Origin of the sequence: Lewinella sp. LCG006, assembly GCF_040784935.1 — a bacterium.
Lineage (GTDB): Bacteria > Bacteroidota > Bacteroidia > Chitinophagales > Saprospiraceae > Lewinella.
The window spans coordinates 4,900,488-4,912,645 of the sequence record NZ_CP160680.1; the positions used below are offsets into that span (position 1 = coordinate 4,900,488).

General features: G+C 49.9%; 8 protein-coding genes. 7 read left to right on the plus strand and 1 reads right to left on the minus strand.

Features of this window, described 5'->3' with window-relative positions; genetic code table 11:
- Nucleotides 1-145 precede the first annotated feature (145 nt).
- From AB0L18_RS17575 to AB0L18_RS17585, 3 genes are all read left to right on the plus strand, one after another.
- Nucleotides 146-481, plus strand: coding sequence for a hypothetical protein (locus tag AB0L18_RS17575; protein ID WP_367388617.1), 336 nt, complete (start codon nucleotides 146-148; stop codon nucleotides 479-481).
- 150 nt (nucleotides 482-631) lie between these two features.
- A complete protein-coding gene (locus AB0L18_RS17580; protein WP_367388618.1) occupies nucleotides 632-1,264 on the plus strand; it encodes a hypothetical protein in 633 nt (210 codons plus the stop codon).
- A 51-nt stretch (nucleotides 1,265-1,315) separates the two neighbouring features.
- The gene (locus tag AB0L18_RS17585; protein WP_367388619.1) at nucleotides 1,316-3,439 is read left to right on the plus strand and encodes an SPFH domain-containing protein; all 2,124 of its coding nucleotides are present in this window, start codon (nucleotides 1,316-1,318) and stop codon (nucleotides 3,437-3,439) included.
- A gap of 254 nt (nucleotides 3,440-3,693) precedes the next feature.
- Here AB0L18_RS17585 and AB0L18_RS17590 read toward each other — a convergent pair whose 3' ends face one another.
- Nucleotides 3,694-4,056: a four helix bundle protein gene (locus AB0L18_RS17590; RefSeq protein WP_367388620.1), complete on the minus strand. Its 363-nt coding sequence runs from the start codon at nucleotides 4,054-4,056 to the stop codon at nucleotides 3,694-3,696.
- A gap of 307 nt (nucleotides 4,057-4,363) precedes the next feature.
- On the opposite strand from AB0L18_RS17590, the gene AB0L18_RS17595 reads away from it, so the two are divergent.
- From AB0L18_RS17595 to AB0L18_RS17610, 4 genes are all read left to right on the plus strand, one after another.
- The gene (locus AB0L18_RS17595) at nucleotides 4,364-9,223 is read left to right on the plus strand and encodes a DNA repair ATPase (protein WP_367388621.1); all 4,860 of its coding nucleotides are present in this window, start codon (nucleotides 4,364-4,366) and stop codon (nucleotides 9,221-9,223) included.
- Between the two features lie 212 nt (nucleotides 9,224-9,435).
- Nucleotides 9,436-10,530 (plus strand): adenylate/guanylate cyclase domain-containing protein, encoded by a 1,095-nt coding sequence (locus tag AB0L18_RS17600; protein ID WP_367388622.1) that lies wholly within the window; start codon nucleotides 9,436-9,438, stop codon nucleotides 10,528-10,530.
- A gap of 22 nt (nucleotides 10,531-10,552) precedes the next feature.
- Nucleotides 10,553-11,167 carry a hypothetical protein gene (locus tag AB0L18_RS17605; protein ID WP_367388623.1) on the plus strand — a complete coding sequence of 205 codons (615 nt, stop codon included), beginning with the start codon at nucleotides 10,553-10,555 and terminating at the stop codon, nucleotides 11,165-11,167.
- 5 nt (nucleotides 11,168-11,172) lie between these two features.
- On the plus strand, nucleotides 11,173-12,114 hold the full coding sequence (locus tag AB0L18_RS17610; RefSeq protein ID WP_367388624.1) for an alpha/beta hydrolase: 942 nt from the start codon (nucleotides 11,173-11,175) through the stop codon (nucleotides 12,112-12,114).
- Nucleotides 12,115-12,158: the final 44 nt, after the last annotated feature.

Genomic DNA, 12,158 nt, shown 5'->3' on the forward strand with positions numbered 1-12,158 from the left:
TTCGCTTCCCCACTTCCGACTTCCAATTTTCGTCGTATTTCTCTGGATGTTAGCCGATGAAATCTGCAAAATGTTAAATTTTATAACATCTTAGAACTATCAAATCGCAAGTACACAGACACAGTCATCATTAAATTTACTAACTATGAGAATTCTCTCTGTTTTCTCCCAAGGCAACGAAATCGCCATCCGCAATACCATCTGGGGTAAGGAAAAAGTATTCTACAACGAGCGCGAAGTCAGCGGTAAGTACTCCTTCTTTGGCGCTACCCACACGTTCGAAGTACAAGAAGGCTCCGATTGGGTCGAGTACATCGTCAAAGTAGGCTACAACAACCTTGGCGTCTCTGCCAATGTCTGGCGCAATGGCGAAATGCTCGTACGGGGCTTGGCTAAGGAGTGTGCAAGCAGCAGCTCGCCGCCCCAACGCACCACCAACAGCCGCTCCAATATGGACAGTTACCACCACGATTTAGTCTAGGAACACCGGTTACCTCATCCCTTTTTTTACAATTAATCCGCTGGCTGGGTAAGAAATAACGACTGCGTTGTATCTTACTCCAGCGGACCTACCCCGCGCAGGCACAGCCTGGCAAGCACCGCCCGCGAAGTATTAAAAAACGAAACCCTCATGCAAGAACTATTTCAGGTAGCAGTACACCCGCTCAATCTGTTCTACACCGTACTCATGCTTTTGGTCGTATTATACTGGTTGTCAGTTATTTTGGGCGCCATTGATATGAGCGCCTTCGACTTTGACCTAGATACAGACCTGGACGTCGATGCCGACGCAGATACGGATTTTTCGGCGGGTGGCTGGTTGGCCACAGCTCTTCATTTCTTCCACTTCGATCGCGTACCCTTCATGCTCGTCATGTCGCTGGTCATCCTTTCGGCTTGGACCATGACGGTGCTCACCAACCACTATTGGGGTAACTACTCCACCGCTTTCGGTCTTGCGCTGATAGCACCCATTTTGCTGATCGCTTTCTTTGTGGCAAAAATGCTCAGTTATCCGCTGATTCCACTTTTTGCCCGCATGAATACGGCTGCTGCTCCGGTGGAATATGTAGGTATGCAGTGCCGGGTCAAGTTACCTCCTTACGGTAATAATTTTGGCCAGGGCGGTGTCTACCACGATGGCGACGAACTTTTGGTCAACATCAAAAGCAACCACCCTCTCAAAGCCGGGGAAGAAACGGTCATCATCGGTCGTACCGAAGACCAGCGCTATTGGCTCGTCGAACCACTGGATGGTAACTGAGAAAAGGATAATTAGTAATAAGAATTTAAACAACCATAAACCTCAACAGTCATGCTATTATTGCAAGTAGACATTGCAGGATCCATGATCAACCTCCTGGTAGGTGTCGGTGTCCTGCTATTTTTTGGCTTCCTGGTGATGCTCGTCAAATGGTACCGCAAGGTGCCCCAGGGCAAAGCCATCATTGCTACCGGATTGCGCGGTACGCGAGTTGCCTTCGAAAACGGCCTCATGGTCATTCCCGGCATCGAGATGTACGAAGAGATGGACCTCTCCGTAAAAACCATCGAAATCAGCCGGATGAATCAGGATGGTCTCATCTGTAAGGACAATATCCGCGCCGACATCAAAGTCGTCTTCTTTGTCCGCATCAACAAGGATTCCAAAGACATCCAAAACGTCGCGCAGAACATCGGCTGTGTCCGTGCTTCTGATCTCAATACCTTACGTGAACTCTTTGAGGCCAAGTTTTCCGAGGCCATCAAAACGGTAGGTAAGCGTTTCGATTTTGTCGAGCTGTACGACAACCGTGAGAAGTTCAACTCCGAAATTCAAAACACCATCGGCGAGTACCTCAACGGTTACAAGCTGGATGATGTAAGCATTGATTACCTCGAACAGACAGATATCGAATTCCTCAAGGAAAACAATATCCTCGATGCGGAAGGGATCAAGAAGATTACTGAGCTGACGGCCCAGCAGCGCGTCAAGGCCAACTTTATCCGCCGTGAGGAAGAAAAAACCCTCAAGGAGCAGGACGTAGAAGCCCGCGAAGCCATTCTCGAGTACGAGCGCCAACTGGCCGAAAAGGAAGAACGCCAAAAGCGGGAAATCGCCAATATCAAGTCGCGCGAAGAAGCGGAAATCGTCAAGATTACCGAAGAGGAGCGCCTCCGTGCGCAGCTGGTGCGGATCAAGACGGAAGAGGAGCTACAAATTGCGGAAGAAAACCGCATGCGTCAGGTGATCGTCGCGGAGAAAAACAAGCAGCGTACCGAAGCAGTAGAAACCGAGCGGGTAGAAAAGGATCGCTTGCTGGAACTTACCGAGCGGGAGAAGATCGTCACCCTGGCGGAGATCGAAAAGCAGCGCGCCGTAGAAGAAGAGAAGAAAAACATCCAGGATGTCATCCGCGACCGGATCATGGTCGAGAAGCGAGTCGTTGAAGAGGAGGAGCGCATCAAGGACACCCGCGTGCTGGCCGAAGCGGACCGTCTCAAGCAGAAGGTCATCATCGAAAGCCAGGCCAAAGGCGAGGCCATCGTGATCGAAAAAGAGCGTGGTGCCGAAGCCGCTAAACTTGCAGCAGCCATCCAGGCCGATCAGTTGTTGATCGAAGCCGAGGCCAACAAGCAAGCAGCCGAGAAGGAAGCCGAAGCCCGCAAAATCATGGCGGAAGCCAAAGCTGCGGAAGAAGCAACCCTCGGTCTGTCCGAAGCACAGGTCATCGAAGCCAAAGCCCACGCGAAGGAGCAAGAAGGTAAGGCCGAAGCCCTGGTACTGGAAACTCGTGCCCTCGCCGAAGCTCGTGGCATCGAAGCCAAAGCCGATGCGATCAAGAAGCAAGGCATGGCCGAAGCCGAAGTGGCCGACCAGAAAGGCGCCGTAGACGCCAGAGTACTGGAGCTCAAACTGGCTGCCGAAGCACGTGGTGTAGAGCAGAAAGCCAACGCCATGAAGAAGCTCGACGGAGTAGGCAAAGAGCACGAAGAGTTCAAGCTTCGTCTGGAGAAAGACAAGGAAGTCGAACTGGCAGGCATCAATGTGCAGCAGCACGTGGCCGAAGCCCAGGCGATGGTCTTGGGAGAAGCCATGAAGCACGCCAAGATCGACATCATCGGCGGTGAAATGCAGTTCGTGAATAGCATCATGAACTCTATCAACCGCGGCAAGTCACTTGACGGCCTCATCAATAACTCTACGCACCTGAGTCAATTGAGCAATGGCCTACTGAACGGCGGAGGCGGTAACGGTAATGGTGTCCTGACACAAGTCCTGGGCCTCATCCAAAAAGCCGGCCTCACCACCGAGACCATCAAAAACCTGACCCTCACCGCCCTCCTCCTGCGCCTCAACAACGAACTGAGTGGTGATGATCGTAGCCTCGTTCAGCAACTCCTTAGCAAGGTAGAAAGCCTTGGATTGGGAGGGGTAGAGGTTGGTAAGCTGATGTAGTGGTACTCCCCCGGAAAGCCGGGGTCGTGGAGGTGCTCATCCCGATACCTCGGGATTCGCGGTAGTGCTCTTCCGATTTCATCGGAATCGCGGTAGTGCTCGCTTCGCTCGCGGGTTTTTGCTGGCAATCTCACTACGTTCGTGAAAAAAAACGTGAGGCACAGCCGAACACCACCACGAGTCCCGAGGCATCGGGACGAGTACCCCGTGATCCCGACAGCAGGTCGGGAGAACACTACGAGCGCAGCGAGTACCTACCCCCTTCGCTCCACCGCCTCGATGAACTTGGCGAGTTGGATACCTAACTGGATGCCTTGCTTTTGGAGTTGTTTAAATAACACTTCATCAGTAAGGGATCCAGTTTCAAAAAGCGTTTCGAGATGATCAATGGTTTCATCTTGGGAGGACTTAGAGAAAATGAGGAAACGAATGAAATCTTTGGGATATCGCCTTCGGCCTGTCCCTTCGACAATATTCGCCCTGACAGACTTAGACGACCTTCGGATTTGAGACCCCGTTTCATACAATTCGAATTTTGGAAGCCCCATGCTCATCTTGTGGATAGCAATAGATTGCTCACGAGCGAGCTGCCAGATAGAGAGTTTGCGGTAATTCATAAACCTACTGTTTTGTTAAGAATCCAATAAAAATAAGTTATTTGTTTTAAAAATAAAATAATTAAACTTATTTTTTTGGAAAATTAGATCTTGCTAAGCCCCAAAGACGACCAAAAAACCGTGATCCGACAAAAGGTCGGGAGAACACCCCCACTCTCCCGATTTATCAGGATAGTACCCCCGCGATTTCGATGAAATCGAAAGAGCACAACCGTGAGGCGCAGCCGAACACAACCACGAGTCCCGAGGTATCGGGACGAGTACTACCGTGATCCCGATGAAATCGGGAGAACACAAAAAAAATAACATGTCCAATACCCAAAACATAGCCCTCGACACCGGCACTTATGACATTATCCGCGGACGATTGGAGCAGCAGGCCGATGCCTTGCGCCAGCGTTTAGCACAATTAAACGAAGAACGTAAAACGGTTTTTGGGGCCATCGAGACGACTTTGGTGGCGAATGACCGTATCCATACCGGCAACTACTGTACGGCGCGGGATGTAGTAGCTATTGGCGAGCATTGTATTTTTGGGTACAACGTACATGTGGGCTTGCGCTCCGGCATTAAGTTGTCGGATGTGTTTAGCGGCTACCGCTTTACGGAACAGCGTTTCAAAGAAGAAGAACTGACCATCCTCAAGGACGAAAAATTTCTGACGGATTTTCAGAACCTGTACCGCTATTACAAGGATGCTTTCTTCGCGCGGTTTTCTCGCCGGGGGCAGTACCTGTACATGGTGTTTCACCTCAACGAAGGGACGACGGATTTCAAGACCTTCAAGTGGTTAGTCACCGATGAGGGACTCCGCTACGTGGATAACCGCTCGGATCATGAAGTGAAGTTTCCGGAGCAGTACGAATTCCGCTGGCGGCTGGCCACCCGTGATGACCAGCGAACTGGGAAACACCCCCACGTATCGATCATGGACCGGGTGTTTGTGGAAACCGTGGGCGGCGATTTAACCATCAAAGTACAGGACAATACCAATGACGGACGCGGTATTTACGCCGAACCCGTCGAATACCCTGATCAGACCCTCGATGATGCGGAGTTCTCTTACGCCGATTTGGGCAACCTCATTGCGCTGCGTATTCGCCCTTATCAGGAGAAAGACCGTTATTTCGTTTTCAATGAAAAGATTCAAAAAGTAGAGCGCGTCGATGCTCTGGCGAAATCGGGTATTCTCTTGCCGGAAAGCCAGGGCTTGATCTTTGCCAACGGTTACTACCTCCAGACGGGCGAACACAAGCTCTTTGAGCAAGTCACCCAAGGCTTAGTGTTCAAAAAGAGAATCAGCTCCGGTAATGGGGAAGATTACCTCTTTGTGTTTTACGACAACCTGCAGGGGACGTATGTGCTCTTGCCTTATAATATTATCAGCCAGTCGGTGACGACCCCGATCATTTGTAATGGCTTTACCCTTTTTCCTGGTGGAGAATTGTGCTATTTCAAGGCGGAAGAAGAAGCGACCAAGCACCACGTCATGCAGATCTGGCAAACGCCTTTTGTGGCGGATGTGGAGGCAAAGTCGGGCAACCAGGACAATTTCTTATTCAAGGTAGGCAACAAGGACATTGTCCGCGCAATGGCCGAGTGCCAGGAAATCCTAACCCTCTGCGGTAAGGAAGACTCTTATGCCAACCTTTATGACGACCTGGCAAAGCGGGTGACGGACGTGTTGGATGCTTACTACTGGATTGACGATCCCAAAGTTTTCCAGTTGGCCGAGGGGCTACGTCCTATTCGTGAAACGGCCCAGGCGGCGATTGAAGAGTTTGAGAAAAAAGTGCGTACCCAACGGCAAACCAGCGATGCACTGGAGTCGGTGGCCAAGCGCGCTGAGAAGTTGTTTGACCGCATCCGTCGGGAGCGATTTGACAGCATTGAGCTTTTTGTGGAACAATTGGCGGCCCTGCGTCAGTTGCGAGGTGATATTCTTGGCCTCAGGGAGCTCCCCTTTACCAATGAAGAACTGATCGTAGAACTCCAGGCAGAAGCTCAAAAAAACAACGAAAAACTGGCGGAAGCGTGTGTAGAATTTCTGCTCCAACCCGAAGCATTGAAGCCCTACGAAGCGCAGATCAATCAACAGGCTAAGCTCGTTGGTGAGCTGAAAACGGCAAAGGCAGCCAGCGAATTGGAGGGAAGTTTTGATAAGATCGGTGGACAATTAGAGTTGTTGGTGGAGATGGTCAGTAATTTAAAAATTGCCGATGCAACCCAGACCACCCGGATCATTGATACCATTTCCGCACTTTTTACCCAGCTCAACCAACACAAGGCCGCCATTAAAAAGCGGGCGCAGCAGTTTCGTACCCAGGAGTCGGCAGCGGAGTTTGGTGCGCAGTTGAAGCTTTTGGACCAGAGCTTGATCAATTATCTCGACCTCGCAGATACGCCCGCGCGTTGTGATGAGTTTCTGACCAAGTTGATGGTGCAGCTCGAAGAGCTGGATAGTAAATTCGCGGAAGTGGAAGCCTTTACGCTTGAACTGACCGAGAAGCGGGAGGAGGTCTACGCGGCTTTAGAAAGTAGGAAGAACAGTCTGGTAGAAGCTCGAAACAACCGGACGACGGCCTTGGCCAAAGCGGCGGAGCGCATTTTTTCTGGTATCCAGAAGCGCACTGAAGCTTTCAAAGAGCTTGCGGACATCAATAGCTTTTTCGCGGCAGATTTGATGGTGGATAAAGTACGGGACATCATCCAGCAACTCTACGCGCTGGACGATAGCAATAAGGCTGATCGTATCCAGACGCAGTTGAAAACCTTGCAGGAAGATGCGGTACGCGGCTTACGCGATCGCCAGGAATTGTTTGTTGGTGGCGAGAACGTCATCCAACTGGGGCGTCATCGCTTCTCGGTGAATAGCCAGCCTTTGGAATTGACGGTGGTCAACGAGGGGGATGAGTTGCTGTACCATTTGACGGGTACAAACTTCTATCTACCCATCGAGGATGAGGTCCTCAATGGCAACAAAACCTATTGGCAGCAACGCCTCATCTCAGAAAACAAGCAAGTGTACCGGGGCGAGTACCTGGCTTTCTCTTTATTGCCAACAGCATTGGCACAAAAATGGGAGACGGATTACGATGCGATCTTGCCAAAGGTCCAGGAAGCCGCAGCAGGCCGCTACCAGGAAGGCTACACCAAAGGTATCCACGATGAAGATGCGGCGCGTATCTTGAGCGCGATGTTGACGATGCAAAGCAAGATCGGTTTATTGGCTTTTACGCCCAGTGAGCGGGCGTTGGCGCTGGTCTGGTGGATGCAGTTTGCGCAAGCAGATCGGAAGGTAGAACTGGAACAGCAGTTGGAAAGTGCTGGTACCATTCTGAAAGTTTTCCCCAAAACGAAGGAGTTCACTTACCTGAAAGAAGACTTAGTCACGGAGCTGGAGGCGTTCTTGGCGACCCACAAATTGTTTCCAACCTATTTGACCCAGCGTGCTGCTGCGTATCTCTTCAGTGAGTTGACGGATGGCGGGACGATTTCGGTGAGCCAAACTGCGGGGCAACTGTGGGAAGATATGCAGGCATTCCTGAAAAAGGAGAAATCCCTGACCAAGTTCAAGGAGTCCTTGAAGCTATTGTCGGGTCACCCAAGAGAGCAATTTTTGCTGGCCCGCAAGTGGGCCCACGCCTACCTGGAAATGCAAGAAAAGGAGGAATTATGGGCATACCAGGAAGAACTGGCGGGGCTGATGCTGTACGGTGAGTTGCTCACCACTACGCTGGTTGATGCACCCTTGTTGGTGCAGATTGACGGCATGCGTGGTGACCATGCTTTGATTGTCGATGGAAGTTATACCTTGGCCTACCATACGTTTATGGATAAGATGGAGGCTTATGTGAACACGTCAGTTCCAGGGTTTACGGCCTTTACCCAGCGCAAGCGGGCCCTGGCGGAAAGCTTCCGAAAGGAAATGCAATTGGAAGAGTTTGAACCCAAAGTGCTCAGCTCTTTTGTCCGCAACCGCCTGATTGATCAGGTCTACTTGCCGATTTTTGGTGACAACCTGGCCAAGCAAATTGGCGCAGTGGGAGAGCAAACGCGCACGGATCGGATGGGACTCCTACTCTTGATCTCGCCACCAGGATATGGTAAGACGACCTTGATGGAATACATCGCCAACCGCTTGGGCCTCATCTTCGTAAAAGTCAATGGCCCGGCGATCGGGCACAATGTCGTTTCGCTGGCCCCCAAAGATGCACCTTCGATGGGTGCTGCCAAAGAGTTGGAAAAACTCAATTTGGCCTTGGAAATGGGTGATAATATTATGCTCTATGTAGATGATATTCAGCATTGTAATCCCGAATTTCTACAAAAATTTATCTCCCTCTGTGATGCGCAACGCAAGATCGAAGGCGTCTATCAGGGTCGATCCAAAACCTACGATCTACGTGGTCGTCGGGTGGCCGTGGTGATGGCCGGGAACCCTTACACAGAGAGCGGTGACCGCTTTCAGATCCCGGATATGTTGGCCAACCGGGCGGATATTTACAACCTGGGTGATATCATCGGTGATTCCGCGAAAGCGTTTAAGCTCAGTTACCTGGAGAACAGCTTGACCTCCAACCCAACCTTGGCTCCTTTGGCCATGAAGGCCCGCCAAGATTTGTACACCATGATCGAGGGCGTGGAAACAGCTCGCCTCGAAGACCTGCAACTGGAAGGTAGTTACAGTGGGGAAGAATTGAAGTCCTACATCAATGTGCTCACCAAGCTATTGTATGTGCGCGATGTGGTGCTGCGTGTCAATAAAGCCTACATTCACTCGGCAGGAATGGCGGATGCCTATCGTACCGAACCTGCTTTCAAGTTGCAAGGCTCGTACCGGAATATGAACAAATTGGCGGAAAAGGTCTCGCCGATTATGAATGACCAGGAATTGAATACCCTACTTGTGGCACACTACGAAGGCGAGGTACAGACCCTGACCTCTGATGCTGAAGGAAACCTCCTGAAGTTGAAAGAACTGTTAGGTTTACAAACCCCAAAAGAAAAAGCACGTTGGGAGGAAATCAAGCAGACTTTTAATAAAAATAAACTCTTCGCCAATGCTGATGGTACAGACCGCATGGCGCAGATATTAGCTCAGCTAGATGATTTCAACAGCGGCCTGCGAGGCATCAAAGAGGCTTTGAACGGGGATGGTAAATAAGGTGAGGTTTAGTTTTTTGTATTTTTGAAAGCGAGAATTGCCATTGTAAACCTCACTGTATTAGGTACTTAGTGTAGGGTATAGGGATTTGAGAACCCTGAATTCGACATTGTACCAAGTACCATTTACCTGGTTCAAAAAAACACCCCTCAGGTGTCTTTGGTGGTTCAAAACCAGAAATACCCTAACTTAGCGGAGCATATAACCAGTAAATGAATCCACAACTCGCACAAACCAGTAGTTTTCGTTCCCGTTCCTGGCGACTGATTTTGCGGGTCGCCGTCTTTTGGTACTTTGTCGCTTTGGCCAAGACCATTTATGATTATTACCTGCTAAAAAACAACAACGGAGAAGTTTTTGAATTCATCAATTGGCTGATTGGCAGTTGGGTAGCCTGTACGATTGGATTGTTATTATTAGGTCCGTTTATCGTCTACCTTTTATATCGTACCCTGAGGGCTGCACCTTATTGGAAGGTGCTGAGCTACCTGTTAGGAGGCTTTACCTTGATAGCTTTAGTTGCGGATATGGTGGCGATGCCGGTGATTTATGCATTGGACAATAAGGTGGCCGTTTATGGAAAAGAAAGCCTGGCCTACGCTTTTGGTTATTTACAGACCCCCAATTTTTTGGCTGTTTACTTCTTTTGGTTACTGGTAACGGTCTTAACGGTCATCGTTATTTTGGTCAATGAAAAGTATGGCCCGGGTATGTTTGGGAAGTTACTAATGGGGCAGTATTATAGCCCAAAGCGAGAGGAACGGGTCTTCATGTTTTTGGATATGAAATCTTCCACGTCGATCGCAGAGCAAATAGGGGAGGAGGATTACTTTAACCTCCTGAAAGACTGTTTTGCGGATATGACCGGCCCCATTCTCGATAACTCTGGAGAAATCTATCAATACGTCGGTGATGAGATCATCGTCTGCTGGCCCATGAAAGTAGGGGTAGAACAGGCGCGTTGTGTGAGGACTTTCTTTGGTATAAAACTCCAGCTACAACGCCGGGCAGCTTATTACCAGGAAACTTACGGGGTGGTCCCTTCCTTCAAGGCGGGCTTCCACTTTGGGCAAGTGATGGCCGGAGAGATAGGCATCATCAAACGCGATATCACCTACTCTGGGGATGTACTCAATACCGCCGCTCGCATCCAATCGAAATGCAATGACCTTGGGGTTGATCACCTGATCTCAGGCCCGCTCTGGGATAAGATCGCCGATGAATTCCCCCAGGGTGGGGAACAGGTGTCGGATCAGATAGAATTGAGGGGAAGGCAGGAGCGGATTGATTTGTATCGGGCGCTTTGAGGAAAACTCAACACTAACTCAAATGATTAAACAATATTCGGTTTTGACATGCCTAGCTATTTCAGTAGTCTTGATCGTAATCGCCACTTTGGTTTATCCTGGAGGCTCGTTGTTGGACGAAAACGCTGTAGGGTTTGATTGGTCAGAGAATTTTATTAGTAACTTGTTTGAAGTAAAGGCGGTAAATGGTTTGGAGAACACGGCCAGAATTTGGGCACTTGTAGGAATATTCTTTCACTCCATTGGTTATGGCCTCTTTTTTATCAGTATGTCAAAAAAGATGCCGCTCAGGCAAGCTACTACTGTCTTGAAACTTATTGGGGTAGTCAATATCTTTTTTACTTTCTTAATTGCCACCCCTCTGCACGACATCATGGTAACGATATCGAGTACTTTGTTCCTGATAGGTATGTTTTATATTACGGTATTCATCCTAAAGACCAAGCTCCATTTGTTCAAAATCGCCTGCATTATTTGCTTGTTGATTTTTTACTATACCTTGTACTTGTATGGTTCCGGAACTTGGGAGTCACTAGCCATCATGCAGAAAGTAACTTTTATCAGTTCCATGTTACTGGTTTTAGGACTGGAATATTTCACCAAACGGGAAGACTTTGAAGCTGACGCCCAAAAATAAAACCCATGACCTTACCACTCCGAATACTCCTCTTCTACGTCAATCATTTCAAGCCGAAGCTGGATTTGAGCCGGGTTTCGCCAGCGAAAATGCGGGTGATGAATCGCAAAGAGCTGCAAAAAATCGGGCCGCTTATTGACGGTGCACCCTGTGCGATGAAGGTGGTTGTAGAGGCTGAATTCACGGCCAGAGATGGTACCAGTATTGGCTATCGCTACTATGAACCCTTGGAAATGGGTGAGGAAGGAAAGTCCATCCTCTTTTTTCATGGTGGTGGTTTTGTGACGCGTGACCTGGACTCGCACGACAAAGCTTGCCGCCGGCTGGCCCAGGAGAACCGGATGCCCGTGTTTTCGGTGGCCTACCGACTGGCACCCGAATACAAGTTTCCGGTGCCAGTGCACGACTGCTACGATGCCTTCGAGTGGTTGGTGGATACTGCTGCTGATCGTGGCCTGGACCCCGAGCGGATCACGGTAATGGGAGATAGTGCTGGTGGCAACCTGGCTACGGTGGTGTGCCTAATCAGCCAGCAAGAAGCCAAAATTATGCCCTGGCGGCAGGTGTTGATTTACCCGACGGTAGATGCCAGACTCAGTTTTCCCTCGATTGATAGCCTGGGCAAAGGGTATTTTTTGACGCGCGAATTGATGGAATGGTTCGTCGCGCATTACCAAGACAGCAAGGAGGATATTCTGAACCCACTGATGTCGCCCTTGCTGGCGGAGGATGTGAGTGGCTTGCCTCCTGCTTACGTCTGCACGGCGGATTTGGATCCCCTACGGGATGAAGGGATGGCTTACGCCGAAAAGTTGGCAGCTGCGGGTGTAGAAGTTGAATTTCAGAACTTCCACGGAGTAGTGCACGGCTTTTTGAACTTTCGTCGCTTGTGTAAGCGCCAGAATAGTGCTATGCACGCGGCGATTGCTGCCTTTTTAGTGCACTAAGGTTCTGAGTGGGCCTCTTTTTTAGCCACGAAGACACTAAAACA